This window comes from Mesorhizobium sp. WSM4828, assembly GCF_055811175.1.
Genome location: NZ_JBVVQK010000053.1, coordinates 1 through 21,750, shown reverse-complemented (window position 1 = coordinate 21,750; position 21,750 = coordinate 1). Strand labels below are relative to the sequence as shown.

The window sequence follows — 21,750 nt, the reverse complement described above, 5'->3', positions numbered from 1 at the left end:
TAATCCCAACGCCTGCTTCGGCGGCGGCAGACCGGACGTCCGCCGCCGGCATGCCGCGTGCAATAGCATTGCTGCGCTGTTGGCTGCGGATCTGGACATCGGTCAGGCCCTGGTCACGGGCAAAAGCGAAAAGTGCCCTGACGTCGAGTCCGGGCGTCGCCATGTGGTCGAGTGCAAAGCGGGGCGATGCCTGGCGCATGGCTTGGCTTTCCTTCTATCAAACGGCCGTCATTCTCGGTTGACTGGCTTCTACCGTGCGTTGACTCGCGAGGGCCCGAAGTGATGGGCATGAGGAAGGCGAGGCATTCGAACTCACATTTCTCTCACTGTGGTGCCACGCCTCCTGAGACATCGCCTGAATAGGTGCAATGACCGAAGCTGGCTCGCAGCTATCCATCTGCTTCCGGCAAACTAACTCGCCAACCCGGAGAGATGCCCAAACCGATCGGATTCAAAGTTCAGGCAGCAGGGTGCTTCGCCAAAGCGAGGCCGACGCCCAGCGCGATCATCGCACCGCCCGACGCCTCCCTCAGGCGGCGGATCAACCCGGGACGCGCTGCCGCGCCGTCTTGAATGCCGCTGGCCACGAAGGCAACCACGATGTCGGCAAGCGTGTTGAGCGCAATCGACACGGAGCCAAGCACCACGAATTGCAGCGCTACGAGCCCTGCGCTCGGGTTCACGAACTGCGGAAGGAAGGCTAGAAAAAAGGCTGCCGTCTTCGGGTTGAGAGCCTCGACCAGCACCCCTTCACGAAACGCCTGCCGGGGTCCGACTGGACCCACCGGGGCGTCGTCATCGCCGCCAGTCGCTCCCTTGCGGCGGGCGGCTTGAAAGGTGCGAAAGCCGAGCCAGACGAGGTAGACCGCGCCGAACAGCTTTAATGCGGAGAACAGTTCCGAGCTCTCGAGCACGATCGCGGAGACACCTAAGCTTGCGGCGAGGACGTGGATCATGCCGCCCAGCCCCGTGCCGAAGCTGGAAGCGATACCTTCCGGACGACCGCCGGCGAGCGTGCGCGCGGCGACGTAGAAGATGCCCGGACCGGGCGTGATGGCGAGCACGGAGGCCGCGGCGAGGTACAGGGCGAATGGGGTCAGTTCCGGCATCATGGTCGATTTCCGACGAAGTTCATGATTATTTTGGGATGAGAGCGGCGATCTCGCGGTCAGATGCCCGCTCGCTCGCCGCGAGGCCCGCGGCCACGCCGGCGCGGTCGGCCGCGTTCCGGTTCTGGCTCATTTTGCGCTTACCCTCCAGCCTCGTGATAGGCATGCGCAGGCCGACGATTCCGCGGAGTTGCGCCTGTACAAAATCCGGTGGCGCGTCCGACACTGCCCAAGGCGAAGCGCGTTCGCCCTCGTGGCGGTCGGTGAGACGATTCACGACGTCCAGCAGCCTTCCCGCATGCTCGAAGAACTCGACCGGACCATAGGCGTGGACGGCGATGTAATTCCAGGTCGGGACGACCTTCCCGGTTTCCCGCTTGGTCGCATACCATGCCGGCGTCACGTAAGCGTCCGGCCCCATGAAGATGGCCAAGCCGTTGCCCAGGGGTGGAACACGGCACTGGGGATTGGCCTTCGCCAGGTGCCCGTAGATCACGCCGTGCTCGCCCTCGCTCTCGTCAAGGAAGAGGGGCAGTGACGTTGCGAGCGGCCCTTCCGCCGTGACTGTAACGAAGTTCGCCAGCAGCGCCGCGCGGATGGTCGCGCGCAGGGACTCCTTGTCGTCGTCGCGGAAAGCGGGAGGGATGTACATCGCGAAACTCCTTGCGTTACCAGTCAGGTACCGGCAATCTGGCCCACTGGAAACAGCCAGTCAGAAGCTATCGACGTGGTCCAGTTGGTGAAAACTGACATCGCGCCCCCGATCATCGCGAGATCAAGGAGCAGATCCACAGCGGGGTGTGCGAGTCGAGGGACGCCCTCCGCTCCTTCGCAGCCGAGCGGTGGGGCGTCTCCCGCATAACGGCAACGGCGGCTAGTTTGCCAATCCTTGTGGACGGCCTCCGGCAAACCCAATGAATTGATCTAACGCAAGTGAACGATAATAAAACAATCGTCGAAGAGGGAGCCTACGGGAGATGCCAGGCAATGCCGAGAGCATGCGCGGGTCCTCATTGTAGCAGGTGATAACAAGGTCTACGCTCAGCCAAACGGCCGGAGCCGACCACTTCGTCCGATGTCGACGAAATGCTTGTCCGCAGGGCGTGAACGGCTTGTAAGCCTTTCATAAGCGAGACCACAAGGTGCTGGCTGGGAAAGCAGGTACATAGGATCTCGCATTTCAGTGATGTTCTGGAAGCGAGCGAATTTCATATCCGTAGGCATCTAATGCCGGAATCAGATTGGACAGTGCCAAGACGGTCTGGTTGCGCAGACTGGCTTGACTGCTGCGTCTCGACTCGTCGGGAGGGCAACCATCGTGCAAGAGCACGATGGCGCCGGGCCGCATCGAGGCGAGCACTGCATCGACGATCGCGTTGGTGCCGGGGCGCGACCAGTCTTTTGGGTCTATCGACCAATGAAGGGCCGCCAGCCCGGCGATCTCTGACGCAGTGAATACTTCTTCGCTCCAGGCGCCGTACGGTGCGCGAATGTAGCGGATCGAGGCCTGCGGGCATGCTCCCATGATGGCATGGTTCGCCTCAAATACCTCACGTTGCACTTCGCCCAAGCTGCATTTGGACAAATCCGGATGAGACATCGTGTGGTTGCCTACCTCATGCCCTTCTGCGATCATTCGCTGGATGAGATCCGGGTGCTCTGCGGCGTACGCGCCAATGACGAAGAAAGTTGCTGGCACCCGATTTTGCGCCAGCACATCGAGTATCTGTGGTGTGAAAAATGGATCGGGACCGTCGTCAAACGTCAGATAAACGCTGCGACGGCCGGTGCCGTCAGCGCATTCACTCCGCACCTCGCATCTGTCATCAAGTTGTTTCATAACTCCGGACCCTTCCGGTCAATTGGTGTACCGGTCGGCCATTCGCTCATCGACCGCGCAATCGGCATAACGCCGGATCGGCTCGCTTAATATTCGGCGCAGACCAGGAGGCACACCAGAAAATGCTCCTCGGAGCCAACGCATACATCGACAATCCCCTTAGGGCTGCATCCTTGAATTTTTCCTATGCGACGTCCTGTCCGATGGGCAAAATCGATTGTTTCGATGACAAGCATCCACGTTGCGGATGATGAGACAAAGGCCTTGATTTGAACTTCCTCGTCGTGCTCGACGCACCGACCGAGCGCAACCTCACGGGGCGGCAACCAGCATCAATCTTAGTCAGCCGGCCATGAGCGCGGCCGTGGCCCGGCTGCGCAACTATTTCGACGATGAACTGTTTACGATGAGCACCCGCGAAAGTGTTCTAACCCCGCGTGCGGAAACCATAAGCGTCTCAGAGTTGAGCGACGACGTCCCGCAGCATCTCGACGCCTTTTTCGATCTGCCGGATGCTCAAGCCGGAATAGCCCATGACAAGCCCGACGCGATCGGCCCCGCCTGCTCCCGACTGCCCATGATAAAGCGGCGAAATGGGGTGCAGACCCAGACCCGCGTATTGCGCGGCTTCGACCAACGCCGTTTCACGCGATCGCGGCAGGTCGTTGAACCATATGACGACGTGCAGTCCAGCCTCTGCCCCCTGGACGGCGATCCGATCTAGAAAACTCCGTTTCAGGGTGGTCAGCAATACCTGCCGGCGCTCGCCGTTAAGGCGGCGCACGCGGCGCACATGGCTTTCATAGCCGCCGCTCTCGATCAGAGAGGCCAATGACTCCTGCTCCGCCACCGGAGAATGCCGGTCGGCAAACTGCTTGGCGGTTTCGAAAACCTGCTGCAGTTCCGCCGGGACGACGAGATAGCCGATGCGCAGCATCGGCGAGAGCGTCTTGGAGATGGTGCCGAGGTAGATGACGGCCCCATGATCCTCGAGGCTGTGCAGCGGGGGAACGGGACTGATATCGTAGCGATATTCGCTGTCGTAGTCGTCCTCGATGACATAGGCGCCCTGCTCCCGCGCCCATTCCAGAAGCTGATGCCGCCGCGCGATCGGCATGACGCCGCCGAGCGGAAACTGATGCGAGGGCGTCGCATAGGCCAGCCGGGCCGCGACCCCCGCCAGTTGCTCCGTCTGCATGCCGTCCTCGTCAACCTCGACGGGTACGGGCGTAGCACCTGTGCCGACAAAGACCTGGCGCGCCATCCTGTAGCAGGGGTCCTCGATGACGAAGCTGTCCCCTGGGTCGAGCAGCAGGCGCGCGCAGAGATCGAGGCCCTGCTGCGAACCATTGACGATGACGATCTGCTCGGGTTCGCAGCGCACAGTACGGGCGCGCCAGAGATAGCCCTGAAGCGCCTGGCGCAGCCGGCGCGAACCGCACGGATCGTCATAGGCGAGCCGTGCCGGCCGCTGCGCCATCGCCGCGTTCATCGCGCGTTTCCAAACCGACGCGGGGAAATCTGAGGGCGCCAGGACGCCATATCGGAAATCGACCTTCAGCGTGTTCGGCAGGTAATCCGGCCAGCGCGGAGTGCCACGCAGCCGTTCGCCATAGTTTGACAAGTGACCCGGGCCGGCCCGTTTGGGGGGATTGGCGGTTAGCTCAGGTCCGAGCAGTGAGGATGCGACACGATGGCGCGCGCCTTGACGGACGTCGATGAAACCTTCCGCGGCAAGCTGCTCGTAGGCGACGGTGACCGTCGTTCGCGAGACTCCAAGTTCCTCGGCGAGACCACGGGAGGACGGCAGTTGGCTGCCGGTGTCGTAGGTGCCTCTGAGTATTTGCTCGCGAAGCGCTTCGTAGATCTGGCGCGCACCCATGCCGTACGAGCGGGTTGAGCCACCGGGACCTGAAGATTGGACCATTTCTTTTCCTGCCAACTGAACCAGTTTGCAGCTACTCTTCCCGAAAGCCAAGAGCACGTCCGAAGTAGATGCCCACCGATCCACGACTGGCACAGCTTGCGAAAGGCCAATTCGGCTACCCGCGCGATCGATCATTGCTACGGTCCGGCTGGTTTTTCCAGTGCCGTTAAACTATCCGTCTTCCTGAACTAGACCTCCGGATTCGAAAGCGCTGCGGCGAATGAGGCCGCCGCCGCTTTGGGCGGCCGGCTCTACGCGCGCGCAATTCGGCGACCGAGACCTTGAAAATGCGGCTGGCCAATCTGGAAGGAGTCGAAGCCGGACTGGAAGGACAGCCCATCTTGTTATGGACCGCTCCAGGCGGAGTCTATGACTCGGTTGGCGTAATCTCACTTACCCCGACAGGTCCCGAACTGCGGTCCGTTTTGATGCTGGAGCCTCACAAGGATTATACGTACACTTTGATGAATGCCTATTCAGGATTGGCGTCACGATGACCGTCGACCCCACTCAGCCTTCAAATGATCTCCGTTGAACGGTTTCACCGCAACGGAGGAATATATTCCTGACGTAGTCGCGCTGCCAAACCCGCCCAAGGCTCGCGCCGAAGGCGGGTTGTTTTTGTTTCAGCCGAACTTGCGCGCAGGCGGTTCGCTAACGATCTCGCTGTGCAGATCGCGAAGCGCCTTGACCATCTCGACAGGCCTCGAGTTGATCAGCAGTAGATAGGCGCGCATGGCCTGTACGGGCCGCGAACGGCCCTGTTCCCACTGCTTCAATTGATCGAAGCCGAAGGCGAACGTGGACGCGAAGTCCTTCTGCGAAAGGCCAGTCTTCGTACGGATTGCTTTGACGTCGATCTCGGCGGGCACATGAAGCTTATAGGGCTCGGCCTCGCCGCGTGCGACGGCAAGCGCTTCCTGCAGGCCCTCCGCGATCTGATCGAATACCTTCTTGCTCATGCCCTTTCTCCACCTGCGGCTAGCGGCTGGACGCGCCGCGCATATTCTTCCACAATGGCCCCCGTCATCTTCCTAAGTGCATTACGTTCCGCCTTGGAAAGATTGACCTTTTGGCTCTTCCCAAACACGGTGATAAGGAACACCGAAGGTCCGAACCTGTGTAGAATGTGATCGTGCGAACGCCTCCGCTCTTACCTTTGTTATTGCCACGAATCGAAAAACGGACCTTCCGGCAACCACCCGTTCCGACGATTTCCTCGCCGTCATCCGGATTGGCCGCAATATGGTCGACGAAGTCCTCAATGTCCTCATCGGACATCCCGGCTGCCTGCGCCGCCCTACGGAAAGCTGTCAGTTCTGAGACCGTGTGCATGCCGTGCATAAGTATGTAAACTACGCACCTTGTCAACTGGCAAACAGGCTAGTGGGTTCCGTCTAGTCCCCCATGGGCAGAGAAATTACCGCAGTTACTGGCGCGATCGGGCCCGGCACTTGGATCGCTGAGCTCCCGTGATCGATGTACCCCAGCAGGTTTGCCATAGCTTGATCGGCGTTAGCCCTGGCCGCTGCAGTGGCCGCCACCACCGCGGCGACGTAGGCTTCGAGCTGCGGATCCGGAAGAGAGGTCATGCATCCCTCGCGGCAACCGGAACGAAACCGGTTAGTGACGGTTTTCTAATGGAAGGGACCGCAAAGGCAAAGGATGCGGCACAATGGTCGAGCTTGTAGTTTTGGAACAGGCGGTCGCGAGGCAACGAGTGAAGCGAGCGGAACTCTCTCTCAAGCAGGCGAATACGATGCTCACCGACAACATCGGGCTCCCCGTCAGTCTTGCCCTTTGCAGCCGCATACGGGCCGAGCAGGCGAGTGCGAAAGCAGCCAGAAGGCGGCTGCTGAAGATAGCGCTGCCAAGCGCGCATTGAGGATTCTGGACCATGACGTTGTTCGAACCACTCAACTCGGATGGCCAGAAGCGCAGCGCTATCTACCACGCCGCGCGGCTGAAGATGTTGCACAACGGGCTGCTCAAGCGAATGGAGCAGACCCACCGTTCTGCTGAAACGGTCGAGGAAGCGGCGGAACTATTCGCCGAGGCTGTTCGCCCTGCCGGAAGCACTCAGACGCTCGGCATGTGCGAGCCAAGCCGCCACATCGGGCTTGTGCAGTAGCAGACCAATGGACGTCCCGGCCATCCGGATACCGCCGCCACCATTCGTGCTAGGCCCGTCGTGCCCGGCTTACCCTTGGCGATGCCGACAGTCTGATCAATCACTCGGCCGGCCTGACCCGCTCCGCCAGATACCCGAGTTTGCGCCGCCTTATCGCCTTGCTTTATGCCGCCAGGGATCGCTTTGACCCAAACTGGTCGCTTCAGAGCCTCACCGACCAAATCCTTTCCTCTGGATCTCTCGATATAAACGCTTTTATCCTCGACATCCAATGCGGCTGCAGACGTCCAACAGCTCGCCTTGGCCACGCCCTCATCCGCTGAGCTCGACACGGGGCGATGACGCGCTCGACGCGGCTCCAACTGCCGGCTCCGTCAACGAATTTGACCTTCGGACTCGCCCTTCGCCGACGCTTCGAAGCGCGCCATCGTGCTGGGCTTCAGATTCGCGACATGCCTTGCGCAACGTCGCGGTGAGAGCCAGGCCGAGGATGAAGTCGATATAGTTGTCGCGGCACCAGTCGATGACCTGCGGCTGCAATAAATGACTGTCGGGCTGGATCAGGATCCGGGTGTTCGGCCAATTGCTCCGGATCCCACCAGGCGGCGTGTCATATGAAGGTGCTTGGACACACCGGTGTTTCGGCAGCTGTTATCGGTCGTCCAGGCTTTGGCATCAGTTTTGGTGGACGCGAGCAGCTTGCGAGGGATGCATCCGAACGTGGCGCTGCTCCCACAATAGTCGCAGCTCTCCTGTGAGAGCCTCGCGCAGGCCCTGATCCGGCGTAATTGTGTCGAGGAGATCCGCGAGCACGGCTTCGCCTTCGATCCGCGTCAGCAGATCGAACAAGCCATGTGAAATACGCGCACAGTCACGGTGATCCGTTCGGATTTCGCAGACGGTCTCGTGGCGATCCTGCGCCGTATATGCGCGGACTTTATGCAGGGATACATAAGGCGGCAATGAAACCGCGAGCGCAGTCCAATCCTGCAGCTTTGCGGCCCGTTTTTTGACGAGGTACGGCCCGACCACAAGTCCATCCAGCTCTGTTGTCAGAAACGTGGCAATCGAGTCTGCAACTGAATCTACGATCGGCTCTGCATTGTTGTTAAAGGACGTATTGAGCAGAATTGGGATGCCTGTCCGCTGCTTGAAGGCATTGATGACGTCCCAGTAGGCCGGACTGGCCTTGCGCGATACTGTTTGCAGCCGAGCCGTACCGTCGACATGCGTGATGGCGCCGAGCAAATCACGCTTGGAATCGCGCACACGAACTACGAAATTCATGAAGGGAAATTCGCACGCACTGCCCGGGAGGTCGAAAAATTCGCGCGCATCCTCCTCTAACACTGACGGGGCGAACGGGCGATATCCTTCCCGCTTCTTGACCATAGCGTTGATCCGGTCCTTGTTTGAAGCGGGCCTGGGGTCGGCAAGAATGCTGCGATTTCCGAGCGCTCGCGGCCCGAACTCCGAACGACCTTGCACCCAGCCGATCACGGCGCCACCGACCATCCATTCGGCTGCCCTATCCGCCACCTCCTCAGTGCGTTCAAACTCCAGGTGCCCCGCCCATGCCTTTAGTTCCTCTTCGACAGCGTCATCGCTCGCGAGTTCCGGCCCCCAATAGACCTCCTGCAATCGCGTACGCGGCGCTGGGCGGCCCAGCTCATTAGACACGATTAGCGCGGCGCCTAATGCGCATCCAGCGTCATGCGATGCGGGCTGCACGAAGATGTCTTCGAAAAGTCCTGAATAGAGCAGCTTGCCGTTCATGGAGCAATTGTGCGCAACTCCGCCGGCCAGGCACAACCGCGTCATCCCGGTGGCCTCACGATAATGACGAAGAATGTGAAACACGATGCGTTCGAGCGCTTCCTGTAACGACGCACTCACATCCATATGCTGCTGAGTAAATGGCATTCCCTTTTTCCGAACCTGAATGCTGCGGAGCAAAGTCGGACCGATGCGGTCCAGGTGAACGCGATACTCGCCGTTTGCAGAGAGTTCATAGAATTGCTCGAAAAGCTCGCGATAGGGAACGGGATCGCCGTAGGGGGCAAGCCCCATTACCTTATATTCATCGAACAAGCCGTAGCCGAGATACCGGATCGTCTCGAGATAAAATTGCCCGAGAGAATTGTTCTCTGGGAAAGTCGCAAGTTGCGTAATTTCAGTACCAGATCCAACCGCCACAAGGCCCGACAGGAAATCACCAGAGCCATCAATCGCGAAAATCAGACTTTGCTCGAAGCCCGACATTGCAAAAGCACTCACGGCGTGCGCCTGATGATGACTTACGAATGAGATACGCGAAGCGTCGAGCTCGGTACCGAACTCCTGCGCCAGAAGCTGCTGCATCAACAGTTTAGCATCCAACGGAATGGAGGCGTCCGGCTGGGAAACAAGCATGTTTTCAAGCATGGCGTTGCTATAGTCTTCGGTAGCGTAGAACGCCACTCGATCGATTTCGCTGAGCTGAACCCCAGCTGCTGAAAGACAGTATTGAGCCGCACTAATTGGGAGCTTGTTGGAATGTTTGATCCGATTGAGGCGCTCCTCTTCTACCGCCGCAATGACCTGTCCGTCCCGGACGAGCACCGCAGCGCCATCGTGCATGAATGTGTTTGGAATCTGAAACCTGTTTTCATAGACTTTGTCCAATCCGCCGTTCAATCCTAGACACAGCATCTCGCTCTCCATTTGTCGTACAGGAATACTAAATTGGCCTTCTCGAGACCGTTCGATCAGAAAGACAGGCCGCGTTGTCGCTCGCGCCCGAACGCCAGCCAAACATCACCGGCCTCAAGGAATTCTATGAGGTCCGCCGGGATCAACATAAGATCCTGTGCTCGAGACGCCGGGCGTTCCATAGCGTTGTGAGATTGAATCGACGCCAGCCAAAACCCTTCGCGGCACACGCTGGCGATGTCGTTTTTATTTGCGTCCATAGCGCATGGTTTATCTCCTTCTCTTTTGCGTCAGCGCATCAGTCGGCGGCGCAACAGCGCCATCGAGAGGAAGAATGGCAACAGCGCGTAGAGGCCGAGCACCCCGATGTGCAGGGCGATGCCGCCGATCGGGCGATCAAGCATGACCGGACGAATGAGGTCGATCGCATGTGCCAGCGGCATGCATCGCGCTATCTGTTGAAAGGTGTCAGGCAGCTGATTCAATGGGAAAACGGCGCCCGACAGGAACAGCATCGGTGTAAGGATAAGCGTCTGGTAAAATACGAAGTAATCGTAGCTGGGCGAAAGTGCGGTGACGACCATCGCGAGGCTGGCAAATACGAACCCTGTCAGAGCAATGAATGGCAGCGCATAAAAGACGGACGGCCAGGCTGTATAGCCCAACGCTGCGGTGACAATGGTAATTGCCATACCGGCCAGGAAGGCCTTGGTGGCTGCCCACGCCAGTTCACCCAGAACGATGTCGCCGAGGGTAACGTGCGTATACAGCATGGCTTCCCATGTGCGTTGAGAATGCATGCGAGCGAAAGCCGCGTACAGTGTTTCGAGGGTAGAGGCGGTCATCGCACCGACCGCGACCATGCCCGCCGCCAAAAAGGCGATGTACGGCGCACCGTCGACGCGGCCGACCATTATGCCGAGGCCGGTACCGAGGCCGAAAAGGTAGATCATTGGATCGGCGAGGTTACCGAGAATCGCCACGAATGCGACTTTCTTCCATGCCAGATAGTTGCGGCGCCACACCGCAACCCAGTTCCACGCATTGGCGGGCAGCACCGCCGCAAGACCTTCAATCATCGTTCACTCCTCCATCTCGCGCCCGGTCAGCCGCAAGAAAACATCCTCGAGATTGGCTGGACGCAGAAGAAGGCGCAGACTTGGTCGCCCCTGGAGTTGCGTGCGCACCTGATCAGGGTCTGGAGCGTAGCAGTAGAGGGTTTCGCCGCTGACCTCGATGCGCTGAGAATACGGCTTGACCAGCGAATGCAACTCGTGCGGGTCGCCGCCGTAAATCTCCATGACCTGGCATCCGATATGCTCGTCGATCAGCGCCTGCGGGCGGCCTTCGGCGATGTAGCGACCCTTTTCGAGCACGCACAGCCGATCGCATAATCGCTCAGCCTCTTCCATGAAATGCGTGGTCAGGATAATCGTCTTGCCGCGCGCCAACAGGGCGCGCAGCCGCTCCCAGATCAGGTGGCGCGCATGCGGGTCGAGGCCGGTGGTCGGCTCGTCCATCACAATGAGCTGGGGGTCGTTTATCAACGCCCGCGCCATGGTCAGGCACCTCTTCATGCCGCCGGACAGTTCCGAGACGCGCGCATCTGCCTTGCGCTCGAGGCGAGCGAACTCGAGAAGCGACGGGATGACCGCTTCGCTCTCGCGTGTGCTCATGCCGAAGTAGCGGCCGAACACCAGCAGGTTCTCGCGCACGGTGAATTCCTGGTCAAGATTGTCGAATTGCGGGACCACGCCAATGCCCCTACGTGCCAGCCGAGCGCGCGCCGGCACCGGGACGCCGAGCACCGTGATCGTGCCCGCGTCAGGGCATGTCATGCCGAGGAGCATACGCGCAATCGTGCTCTTGCCCGCCCCGTTCGGTCCGAGAAGGCCGAAACACTCTCCCGACGCAACGGTGAACGACAGTTCGTCGACAACGACCTTGTTCCCATACGACTTGGTTACGCCGGCGAAATCGACTGCCACGGTCGACAGAGAGTCATGCACGGAGCTTTTCGCGCTTTTCTGCCCATGAAACTCCCGTTCGATCGGACCAGTCTCGATCCGCCGCAAATCCTGTGTGTCCAACTTCCGACTCAACACTTGATCTTTCTGGTCCTGGCTCAAAACTTTTCCACCTGCGATCACGTGACTATTGCTGTTCGCTGTAAGTTGCCTCAGATCCCACCATGTTGGGCTTTGGAATGGCGCCGCCGGTGTTTGGCACATTGGCCGCAGAGCTTCGCGACAACCAATCGCTATTGCTCAATGTACACAGCGCGTATGCTTTCAATGGGAGCAAGAGAAAGATGTTGATGAGTGTGTGGAGCGAGAATCCGAGAAATCGAAGTTGGCGCGCACGAAATGCTGCCACGCTGCAGCGAACTATAGTCATGACCGCGATCATCAGGCATGCCGTCCAAGGCAAAGTACCTGTCGTTACGAATTGCGCGAGCCCAGCCAGGAGCGACAAAGAGAGCAATAATGGGCCAAGATTCTGCCCAATCACGTCCAATGTGAGGTAAATATTAAGGCCGCGCAGTAGTGGGAGCCCCAGAAAAGTGTCACGGAACGTGCTCCGGGCCCAGCGAAGCTGTTGGCGTAGATAGGGACCCATGCTGCTGGGAACGACTGTTGCCGCGACGGCCTCCGGGACATACTCTGTTCGAAAGCCTGCTTTCAGCATCAGGATCGTAAGGTGGCGGTCCTCACCGAAGTCGCTCGGCTTCCCTCGAAAGCGCTGCGTCTCGTACTGATCCAGCAGCGAAACAAGCGCGGATCGCCGGTACATGGCACACGGACCGCAGCAACACATGACGGCACCGAACCGAGCCTGAGCTGCCCGCTCTTCGTTGCAGGCGAGCCAGTATTCCATGTCAATCAATCGCGTCAGCCAAGTTTCACTGCGATTGCTAGCCACCAACTGGCCCATGGCGGCGCCGATCGCTTGATCTTGCATTTTCAGCGCAAGCCTTGTGACGACGTCCGGCGCGAGTATCGTGTCCGAATCTACATTGAGCACCAAATCTCCGCACGATTGGCGAACCGCCGCAATCTGTGCCTTGCGCTTTCCGACATTCTTTGGGAGCGCAATGAAGTTGAACCTCGGGTCGTGCGCGTATTCCTCGTGTACACCAACGAGGGCATCGCGATTTCCAGAGCCGTCATCAACAACATAGACCTGCAGTTTTCCGGCGTAGTCCTGACTTGCAATGGAAGCCAGGCAGTCCGAGAGGGTGCGAGGTGCCTCGTTGTAGCACGGGATAATGACATCGACGCTCGGCCAAAGCTCACAGCCGGCCGGTTCGCCCGAGGTTGGCGGTACGTTTGCAGGCAGGGTATAAAGCACCTGCGTGGTTTTATAGACGGTCGACAGCAGCGCATAAGAGCAGACGGCAACAATACTGGCTGGGGCAAATAGGTTCATGAGATGTCAGATTCTTCAGTGAATTTGAGGAAGCGAGTGGATAATTAAATCTGCGGTCAATGCTGGAGTCAGATCCACCAATGCCATGAGGGTCGGGTCGCGCTGACTGATATCATTGCGGGTGTTCTTCATAGCTCCGGACCGTTCCGATCGATCAAAGTGCCGGCCGGCCACTCGCTCATTGAGCGTCCAATTGGGAGCACCATGACGAGTACGTCGTCGTCGACTCGCGTGGGAGGCAGATCGTGGTACACGTCCGGGAGGGTTGAACGCACGCGAACGCCCGACAAAATGTTCGCGAAGCCTTTGCGGCAGAACCTCCCAACATGGTTCCGGAGCGCGTGCCGAACCGTGCCGAAAGCGAATGGAACGCCAAGCTGCTGCAGCACTGGATACATCGCGCTAATCGAGTGGGCGATTCCTAGCCCCTCAAGATCCGGACGCACGCCGTATAGACCGAGTTCAGCGACAAGCAGATCAGCGTCGCCAACTTTGATGTATCGGCGCAGCACGCCCAAGTGAGCCGCTACCCCGTGCACATCATAGCCGATTGCGCGGACCTCCGGCCTTGCACCGGCCCAACTTCGACCGCCTGCGAATTGCTTTCCACCAAAGGCGCCGACAGGCTCATAGGTCTTCCGGAAGAACTCAGAGAGTTCGAGGTGATCGGAAAGCCGCAACTCATTTTCCCAGCACAACCTCCACTGCACGTCAGAGCGCATGCGAAGACTTCCTCTTTTTCGGGTTCTCTTGTGCACCTCACGCGGTAGAGCAACGGCGGTGCATGTCATGTGGGGGGTCTATGAACGACCCGCCCAGATTGGTAAAATTGATTGTTTAGATCGCGAGCATCCACGCTATGGATGTTAAAACCACGCGTTTCGAAGGCCCATGATCTGAACCTTCCAGCCGTGCTCGATTGGCCCATAAAGCGACGGCACCGAGGCAGCTGTCGGTGACACAACCTGCTTCAAGAGCGGCCGCCAGCGGGGTGGCAGCGCCTCGTGCCGAAGCGCGATCACGTGTCAGCAAACGCGGCGACCGTTGACGCACGCTGATGATCCATAGGCGATCGCGCAGCTGTGGATCGCGCCGGCGGCAAACAGGTTCCGCGAAGCCTCAGGCTCGACAAGTTGCGGCAAAAGCGGCATCCCAATGGCGCGGCGTCGGGCTCGGCAACAAGAATCGTCTGGTCGATGCTCGCTGCCTGGCAACCGGTACTGTCGGTTAAAGCAGCCTGACGGACCTGGAGAGCGAGAAGGAGGGCGCACCTCGGCCTTGCAGCAAAAATCGCGGAGATGGGGAAACGGTCACCCCGTCGCTTCCGAACCTGATGTGTGGACCGCAAAAGCTTCGGCCGACCTCTGGGGCCGTTGAGGTGGAAGCGGGCGAAAACCCGTCGAGGCTCGTCGCGCTGGACATCGAGCCGCATGAAGAAGCTGGATATACGTCAGCAGTTGCGACCATCAACTGGATCCAGCTAACTTGTTGCAATCGGGCGCTCTTATACATCCACATATAGGGTCAGCTTGACGCCACGAAGCATACAGTGTCTCCAAGCCAACTTCGACAATTCGTTTCATCAGGAAGCGGAAATCGGCTTTCGGAAGCGGGCCAGCAGGCAATCTTCATTGATCGACGCGCCCCGGCACTCGATGCGTGTCATCTCGGTCAACGATTTGTTCAGCATGGCGCTCCAAGCAAAGTTGGCCTATTCGGCCGCCTTCGGGAAGGCGATCGCCGGTTCGGGGCCTAAGTCGGCGTCCAGGCCTTCCGAGGACACCTCGGCCTTGCCACGCCCCAACAGGCGACTGAACCAGCCACGACGCGCACCGGGTTTGACCTTGGCGCGAGTGAACACCATCAGCATCGACGGCGTCACCACCAGGGTCAGCACGGTGGCGAAGGACAGCCCGAAAACGATCGCTGAAGACAGCGAAATCCACCATTGCGTCGACGGCGCGTTGATCGTCGTCTCATGATGGAAGATCTCGAGGCCGAGGCCGAAGGCGATCGGCAGCACGCCGAGGATCGCCGACACTGCCGTCAGCACCACCGGGCGGGCACGTTCGCGGCAGGTCTGCAGAACGGCTTCGTATTTGTCCCAGCCCTCTTCGCGCAACCGGTCGTAGGTGTCGATCAGCACGATGTTGTTGTTCACCACCACGCCGGCCAGCGCGATGACGCCGATGCCCGACATGACGATGCCGAATGCCTCTCCCGTCAGCAGTAGCCCGAGGAACACGCCGATCGTCGCCATGACCACGCAGGACAGCACCAGCCAGACGCTGGTGAACTTGTTGAACTGCGCCAGAAGCACGATGAAGATCAGGAAGATCGCCGCACCGAAGGCTTTGCTGAGGAAGGCACCGGCCTCCGCGCTGTCCTCATTCGAGCCGGCAAGCTTCCAGCGAATGCCGCTGCCGAGGTTCATGTCTGCGACAGCCTTGGTGACCTCCTGCTGGACGGCAGCCACCTGGGCGCCGGCAGCGACGTTGGCCTGGACGACCACCGTTCGCGCACCGTCGATGCGGTTGAGGATGCCGACCGTCGGCTCCGGCTTGCGCACGACGAAGTTCGAGATCGGCACCGAGCCTTGCGCGGTCTGCACCCGCAGCTCGTCCAGCGTCGACAGCGTGCGCCGATCCTCGGGCAGGCGCAGTCTGATGTCGACCGCATCATCGGCGCCGGCGGGCCGGTACTCGCTGAGTTTCAGCCCATTGGTCACCAGTTGCACGACCGTCCCGACCGCGGTCGGGCTGATGCCGTACTGGGCCGCCTTGGCGCGATCGACCTCGAGCGCCCAGTCGACGCCGGGCGGCGCCAGACCGTCGGAAATATCGATGACGCCGGGCACCTTGGCAATGCGCGCGGCAACGGCACGGGCCTTGTCGTCAAGGCCCTTCGGATCGACGGCCGAAAGCCTGATCTGGATCGGCTTGCCGGTAGGCGGGCCGGCTTCCGGCACGCGAACCTCGACGTCGACACCGGGAATGCCGGCCATCACGCCGCGCAGTTCGTCGAGGATTGAGTTCGCCGATTTACGCTCACGCCAGTCGACGAATTCGTACTGGATCACGCCGACCACGTCCTCCGGAACGTCCTGGCCGCCGCCCTGCGTCTTGCCGACACGGGTATAGACAGATTTCACGCCCGGCCAGCCGAGCAGCCGGTTTTCTGCCGTCTTGGTGGCCGCGTCCATTTCGGCAAGCGAGAGATTGCCGCGGGCGTGGACATAGAGCAGGCCGTAATCAGGCTCGACATTCGGGAAGAATTCGACGCCGGCGCCGAATTTCGAATAGGCGTAGCCGACGCCGAACAACAGCGCCACGGTGAGGACAAGCACGGTGATGGGATAATGCACCGCCTGCTTGACCACGGCCATGTACCAGCCGTCGCGATTGTCGTCGGGGTGATGGGCCGGCGCCTTGGCGAATATCGCGCCCAGCGTCGGCGCGAAGACCAGCGCATAGAGCATCGAGGCCGAGAGCGTCACGATCAGCGTGATCGGCATATATTTCATGAAGTCGCCGATAATGCCCGGCCAGAACAACAGCGGCGAAAAGGCGGCAATGCGCGTCATCGTCGCCGCGATGACCGGGCCGGCCATGCGCTTGGCGGCAAGCGCGAACGCTTGTTCCTTCGGCATGCCCTCGCTCATGCGTCGCTCGGCGAATTCGGTGACGATGATGGCGTCGTCGACCAGCATACCGACCGCCAGGATGAGACTGAACAGCACGATCATGTTGATCGTGTAGCCCATCATCGCCAGCAACAGGATGCCGATCAGGAAGGACGATGGAATGGCCAATCCGATCAGCAGCGAGGCACGGCCAGACAGCGCGTAGAGAATGACGATGAACACCAGGATCACGGCGATCATCACGTGGTTCTGCAAATCGCCGAGCAACTGGTTCACGAAGACGGACTTGTCTTGCGTGTAGGTGACGTGCATGCCCTCCGGCATCGTCTTGATGAAGGCGTCGGACACCTCCCTGACCTTGCCAATCGTATCGATCAGGTTGGAGCCGATGCGCTTCTTCACCTCGATGGCAATGGCCGGCTTGCCGTCCAGGCGGGTCACCGTCTCGGCGTCCTTGAAGGTCGAGCGGATGGTGGCGATATCCTTGGCCTGCACCACCGCGTTGGGGCCAGCGACGACCGGAAGCGCCGCCACATCCTCTGGCGTCTCGATCCGCGAGGGAACCTTGACCGCGTACTTGCCCTCGGACCCTTGGATGTTGCCGGCCGCGACAAGACTGTTGGAAGCGCCGACCGCGCGGATCAGCTGGTCGAGCTGCAGCCCGTAGGAAGACAGCTTCATCGGATCGATGACCACTTCGACGAGATCGTCGCGGGCACCCTGCAGCGAGCCCTCGAGCACGCCAGGCACTTCCTCGATGCGGTCGCGCAGCTCGCGCGCGGCGGCCGTCAGCACGCGCTCGGGCACCTCGCCCGACAGCGTCACCACCAAAACGGGGAACTCGGAGACATTGACCTCGGTAATAACCGGCTCCTCTGCCGCTTGCGGCAGATCAGCCTTCGCGTCCTGAACCTTCGAGCGTGTATCAGTCACCGCGGTGTCGACTTTTATCGACGGCAGAAACTCAAGAAAGACAAAGGCGCCGCCCTGATAGGCGGATGATTTCATCTCCTTTAACCCCTTGAGACTCTTGAGCTTTGTCTCCAGAGGCCTAAGCAGAAGCCTTTCAGCGTCTTCGGGCGCAATGCCTTGATAGGCGACATTTATGTGAACATAAGGGGTAGGAACGTCAGGTTGCGCTTCCTTCGGCGTCGACTGGTAGGCGACCGCGCCGGCAAGGATGAGAAAGACCAGGACCGAAATGGTCAGCCGGGCATTGCTGATTGCAAGTTTGACGATGTCCATGATCACTGCGTCCCGGTCGTCGCTTCGCCCAACAGCTTTTGAATGGTCGCCTGGTCGGCCTCGACCGGCTTGATCACTTCGCCTTCCTTCACCAGCTCCTGGCCGGCGACGATGATGCGCGCGTCGGCCGGAATGCCGCCGAGCACCAGGCCGGTCGGCGTGTCGTCGACCAGGTCGATCGGGAAGAACACAACCTTGTCGTCCTTGTCGACGGCGCGGATGCCGAGATCGCCCTTGTCACCGAGCGTCACCACCGATCGCGGCAGCATCACGGCGTCCGTCGGCTGTGCCTTCAGCGCAATCTCGGCGGTCATGCCGGCGGGAATAGTGCCCTCGGGATTGGGGATAGCGATCTCGACACGGAAGGTACGGGTTGCCGAAGATGCATCCCGGCTGATGTAGCGGACGATGCCTTCGACATTCTGGCCGCTGACCAGACGCACACTCGCCTTATCGCCGATCTTCAGATAGCCGAGATCGCGTTCACTGACCTCGCCGCGTGCAATCACCGGGTCGAGGCTGAGAATAGTAGCCACCTCGCCGCCCTGCATCACCGAACTGCCAAGCTCCACCGGTACCCGGTCGATGACGCCGTCGAAGGGGGCCTTCACCTCGTTGCGGTCGAGTTCGGCTTGCGCGGCGTCCAGTTGCGACTTGGCCAGCGTCAGGTTGGAGCGGGCCGTATCGACCTGCAACTTGGGCAGATTGCCGGTTTTCATCAGCCGCAAGGCCGCAGCCAGTTCCGCCTCACGCTGCACGACAAGTTGTTTGGCATTGTCGACCGCCGAGATTTTTTCCTCGGCGGCCAACATCAGCACGAGGTCGCCGATCTTGACGCGCTGTCCCTGCTTGACCGGCAGCTTATCGATGAGGCCGGCGACGCGCGTTGCCAGGACCGCGCGTTTGTCGGCTTCGGTCAGTCCCGAAATGCGGATAGCACGCGCATAGGTGCGCCGCGGCGGGGTTATGACCGCGACCGTGCGCAACGGCGCCTTGGGCTGTTCCGCCTCGGCGGGCTTGGCCTTGCCGGCGTCGGCCGCCTTTGGCTGCTCGACCTCCCCCGCCTTGGGTTTGTCGGCGTCCGCACTGCCGACGGACGAGAACTCGCCCGTCGCCATCCAGGCAGCGAACCCGATGAGCACAACAATGGCTGCAAGCTTGTGAAACCTGAATTTCGGCATCGTCGTTTTTTCCAGTGCGCGGGGTTCGGCGGGGCCGCGTCTTCTAACTCGGCGCGTTGCCGATATGGGTGCGCGCGTCGGGACCCGGGCACGCTAATTCTGAAAGCGGGGCCGTTCGTGAGACCCGATGTCAAACACCACCACGCTTCACCGTGTGGTTGCCCACTTCGTGCGCTTCTGGGAGCATCCGGCACCAATTTCCACTGTCTTCGGATCGTTGCCTTCTGTACTCCAATGGGCATAGGTGGTTGGTGCTCAGGCTTCTTCGTCGGGCCTGCCTGCAGGCCGAGGCACTTGATTCGGTCACACCCCTAGTAGGGTCCGCAGGATTGGCAAAATTGATTGTTCGGATGACAACCATCCACGCCCTAAACACATCGAAGGTGGAATTGGGCGTGGCTGGGTCCGCGCGTGTGTGGCGTTGGCCGACAAACGCTTGGCGGCGCGCGGGAATTCCGCACACTTCACCGCCTCAGCATGGCCGCAATGCCATGACGGACAAAGGGAAGATGTTGGCCGAGGCGCAGCCCCACATGCCTTGCAAGCCGTGCCGCCGGATGCTCGCTTGAGTAGAGTCCGACGAGGATATTCGTAGCATGATAGAGCGGCGCCGCCGACAGGCGCAGTCGGCTTTCATATCTGCGGAGCATGTCGGGATCGGCAATGTCGCGACGGTCGCGCCATGCTGTCTGGATACCACGGGCGAGCTGCTTCTGGCCGCCGAGGCCGATGTTGAAGCCATGCGCGGTCACCGGGTGCATGCCGATGGCAGCGTCGCCGATCAGTGCGGCGCTCGGCGCCCGGAACCTGTGCGCCCAGCTCGTGACCAACGGATAGATATGGCGTTGGCTTGCCAGGCTCATGTTGCCGAGGCGCCCTCGACAGCGCTTTGTCAACTCAATCAGGAACAACTCGTCGTCAAGGGCAAGCAGTCCGTCGGCCTCGTTTGAGGGCAAAGTCAAAAGCAGTGACGACACGCCTTGCGCGAGGGGCAACATCGCTACCGTCTGATGGTGATCGAACCATTCAATCGCGATCTGGCGGTGGGGGCGCTCGTGCCTCACCCGGCAAATCAGCATCGAGTTGCCAAGCCGATTAATATCGGTGGCGATACCGAGCAGATTGCGGGTGGCGGAAAAACGCGAATCGGCGGCAACCAGAAGCCGAGCGGTCAGTTGCCTGCCGTTGGAGAGCGTTATGACTGCTCCCTGGCGGCTGTTTGTTGCACGCACGACCGAGTGGCCGCACAGCATCCGGGCATGGCCCTTCAAGCGGATGATCTTAAACAGGGCATCGCGGATGCGGCAATTCGGGACCAGAACGCCCAGTGGTCCCGCGGATCCGCCGGGAGAATCGAAACACAGCGCAAAAGGGCTCGATCCGTTGAGGACGCGTGCGCCCTGAAGCGGTGACTTGTCCGAAGCGGGGATAACATCCCAGGCGCCGAGCTCGCGAAGAATTCCAATCGAGGCGTGGGTGAGCGCGATCTCGCGACCGTCGAAACCCGGACTTGCCAGTCTTTCTAGGGACTGCCCTTCGACCACCGCCAGTTTGAACTCATTGTGGGCAAGCGATGCGGCGAAGGAAAGTCCGACCGGGCCGGCGCCAACGACAATGATGTCGAAGCTGTCGTCACAGCCGGCCATCAGCGTGCCGCCAGTGCGTCGGCTATCTTCGTGAGACGCTGCTGGAGTCGAGCCGCATGTCGTGCGTCGATTGCGCTACGATCTATGGCCCGCCGCATCGCCTCAAGCGCGTTTCTCACTTCGGTTCCTGGCTGGTGAAGCGTCATTTGCCCGCCGTATGGTTCGGATTGTCAAGACGTTGGGAGCGACGATCAGGCTGTCGGTCAGCACATGAGTCTTCCCCTGGAAGACTGGTCGATCAAACCACGCCGACAAGGACATGGCCCTGATCTGGGTCAGTCGAGGCGGAACCGGCGTCAAATCACCTCGATCCAATCCAATCATGTGCCAGCTCACCCAATGGCGGCGCAATGGCACCACTAGCCCGAGGGAGAACCAAGCGCGTCTGGTCTGGGGAAGGCTGTTTCAGGACTTTTGCGATATCAGCGAATGACGCGATGGAAGCGCCGCCGCGAGGGCGGCGACTGCGCCGAAGCCGACTCTGATCATCAGCCGTGGAATGCACGAAGGCACGGTGCCAATGTAAAGCCGAACGGATCCTCGACGAAGCCGAGGCCGGGTTCGCCGGTCAGCGTGACGGGGCTCTCATCGCCATAGACCTTGAGAACCTCTTGCGCCGAATGGCCGACGAGCAGCGTCAGTTGATGCTTGAGGATGCGAGGCTTGTGGCTGCCGCACACTTAGACATGCGGGCCGGTGCCCTCGTCGACCGGCGCCTGATAGGAGAAGAACTTCAGCATCCGCCAGTCGTCGAGATCGAAATGATACTTCCCGAGCGAGGCAAGTTCTTGTCGTCGTCAGAAGCCTGGCCGGTCGGAAAGCTCCACCGGATATGGCGCGGCGATCAGGATGAGACGGCGTATTGCCTCACGTAATGATGTTCCTCGAGATTCGAGCGTTGCCTCATC

The 21,750-nt window shown here is 60.3% G+C and carries 16 protein-coding genes and 5 pseudogenes; 3 read left to right on the top strand and 18 right to left on the bottom strand.

Going from position 1 to position 21,750, the window contains the following annotated elements:
• From AC0L2X_RS30930 to AC0L2X_RS30910, 5 genes and pseudogenes are all read right to left on the bottom strand, one after another.
• Positions 1 to 199: pseudogene (locus AC0L2X_RS30930) on the bottom strand (TIM barrel protein); the annotation flags it as partial.
• A 259-nt stretch (positions 200 to 458) separates the two neighbouring features.
• Positions 459 to 1,109 (bottom strand): LysE family translocator, encoded by a 651-nt coding sequence (locus AC0L2X_RS30925; protein ID WP_473507162.1) that lies wholly within the window; start codon positions 1,107 to 1,109, stop codon positions 459 to 461.
• 28 nt (positions 1,110 to 1,137) lie between these two features.
• Positions 1,138 to 1,761, bottom strand: a complete 624-nt coding sequence (locus AC0L2X_RS30920; protein WP_473601008.1) for an FMN-binding negative transcriptional regulator — start codon at positions 1,759 to 1,761, stop codon at positions 1,138 to 1,140.
• Between the two features lie 528 nt (positions 1,762 to 2,289).
• Positions 2,290 to 2,949, bottom strand: a complete 660-nt coding sequence (nodB, locus tag AC0L2X_RS30915; protein WP_473601007.1) for a chitooligosaccharide deacetylase NodB — start codon at positions 2,947 to 2,949, stop codon at positions 2,290 to 2,292.
• Positions 2,946 to 2,999, bottom strand: a complete 54-nt coding sequence (locus AC0L2X_RS30910) for a hypothetical protein (protein WP_473601012.1) — start codon at positions 2,997 to 2,999, stop codon at positions 2,946 to 2,948. The genes nodB and AC0L2X_RS30910 overlap by 4 nt, the downstream gene beginning before the upstream one ends.
• A 219-nt stretch (positions 3,000 to 3,218) precedes the next feature.
• Between AC0L2X_RS30910 and AC0L2X_RS30905 the strand changes: the two are divergent.
• A pseudogene (locus tag AC0L2X_RS30905) lies at positions 3,219 to 3,403 on the top strand (LysR family transcriptional regulator); the annotation flags it as partial.
• Between the two features lie 3 nt (positions 3,404 to 3,406).
• On the opposite strand, the gene pdxR reads toward AC0L2X_RS30905, so the two are convergent.
• Both pdxR and AC0L2X_RS30895 read right to left on the bottom strand, forming a co-directional pair.
• Entirely contained in the window at positions 3,407 to 4,876 is a 1,470-nt protein-coding gene (gene pdxR / locus AC0L2X_RS30900) for a MocR-like pyridoxine biosynthesis transcription factor PdxR (RefSeq protein ID WP_473601011.1), read from the bottom strand.
• Positions 4,877 to 5,502: 626 nt separating this feature from the next.
• Positions 5,503 to 5,838 carry a helix-turn-helix domain-containing protein gene (locus AC0L2X_RS30895; protein ID WP_473507149.1) on the bottom strand — a complete coding sequence of 112 codons (336 nt, stop codon included), beginning with the start codon at positions 5,836 to 5,838 and terminating at the stop codon, positions 5,503 to 5,505.
• Positions 5,839 to 6,551: 713 nt separating this feature from the next.
• Between AC0L2X_RS30895 and AC0L2X_RS30890 the strand changes: the two genes are divergently transcribed.
• Entirely contained in the window at positions 6,552 to 6,761 is a 210-nt protein-coding gene (locus AC0L2X_RS30890; protein WP_473601006.1) for a hypothetical protein, read from the top strand.
• Between the two features lie 12 nt (positions 6,762 to 6,773).
• Entirely contained in the window at positions 6,774 to 7,007 is a 234-nt protein-coding gene (locus AC0L2X_RS30885) for a hypothetical protein (RefSeq protein WP_473601005.1), read from the top strand.
• A gap of 334 nt (positions 7,008 to 7,341) precedes the next feature.
• On the opposite strand, the pseudogene AC0L2X_RS30880 reads toward AC0L2X_RS30885, so the two are convergent.
• The 11 genes and pseudogenes from AC0L2X_RS30880 to AC0L2X_RS30830 all read right to left on the bottom strand — a co-directional run.
• Positions 7,342 to 7,601, bottom strand: a pseudogene (locus AC0L2X_RS30880) (transposase); the annotation flags it as partial.
• Between the two features lie 81 nt (positions 7,602 to 7,682).
• On the bottom strand, positions 7,683 to 9,698 hold the full coding sequence (locus AC0L2X_RS30875; protein WP_473601010.1) for a carbamoyltransferase family protein: 2,016 nt from the start codon (positions 9,696 to 9,698) through the stop codon (positions 7,683 to 7,685).
• Positions 9,699 to 9,988: 290 nt separating this feature from the next.
• A complete protein-coding gene (locus AC0L2X_RS30870) occupies positions 9,989 to 10,777 on the bottom strand; it encodes an ABC transporter permease (protein WP_473507139.1) in 789 nt (262 codons plus the stop codon).
• Positions 10,778 to 10,780: 3 nt separating this feature from the next.
• On the bottom strand, positions 10,781 to 11,803 hold the full coding sequence (nodI, locus tag AC0L2X_RS30865) for a nodulation factor ABC transporter ATP-binding protein NodI (protein WP_473601009.1): 1,023 nt from the start codon (positions 11,801 to 11,803) through the stop codon (positions 10,781 to 10,783).
• Positions 11,804 to 11,852: 49 nt separating this feature from the next.
• A complete protein-coding gene (gene nodC / locus AC0L2X_RS30860) occupies positions 11,853 to 13,127 on the bottom strand; it encodes a chitooligosaccharide synthase NodC (protein ID WP_473601004.1) in 1,275 nt (424 codons plus the stop codon).
• A gap of 128 nt (positions 13,128 to 13,255) precedes the next feature.
• On the bottom strand, positions 13,256 to 13,849 hold the full coding sequence (locus tag AC0L2X_RS30855; protein ID WP_473601003.1) for a NodA family N-acyltransferase: 594 nt from the start codon (positions 13,847 to 13,849) through the stop codon (positions 13,256 to 13,258).
• An 860-nt stretch (positions 13,850 to 14,709) separates the two neighbouring features.
• Positions 14,710 to 14,817: pseudogene (locus tag AC0L2X_RS30850) on the bottom strand (SAM-dependent methyltransferase); the annotation flags it as partial.
• A 21-nt stretch (positions 14,818 to 14,838) separates the two neighbouring features.
• Positions 14,839 to 18,015, bottom strand: a complete 3,177-nt coding sequence (locus tag AC0L2X_RS30845; RefSeq protein WP_473601002.1) for an efflux RND transporter permease subunit — start codon at positions 18,013 to 18,015, stop codon at positions 14,839 to 14,841.
• A 2-nt stretch (positions 18,016 to 18,017) separates the two neighbouring features.
• Positions 18,018 to 19,196 (bottom strand): efflux RND transporter periplasmic adaptor subunit, encoded by a 1,179-nt coding sequence (locus tag AC0L2X_RS30840; protein ID WP_473601001.1) that lies wholly within the window; start codon positions 19,194 to 19,196, stop codon positions 18,018 to 18,020.
• Between the two features lie 464 nt (positions 19,197 to 19,660).
• Positions 19,661 to 20,842 carry a 5-demethoxyubiquinol-8 5-hydroxylase UbiM gene (ubiM, locus tag AC0L2X_RS30835; RefSeq protein ID WP_473601000.1) on the bottom strand — a complete coding sequence of 394 codons (1,182 nt, stop codon included), beginning with the start codon at positions 20,840 to 20,842 and terminating at the stop codon, positions 19,661 to 19,663.
• Between the two features lie 422 nt (positions 20,843 to 21,264).
• A pseudogene (locus tag AC0L2X_RS30830) lies at positions 21,265 to 21,668 on the bottom strand (hypothetical protein); the annotation flags it as partial.
• Between the last annotated feature and the right edge of the window lie 82 nt (positions 21,669 to 21,750).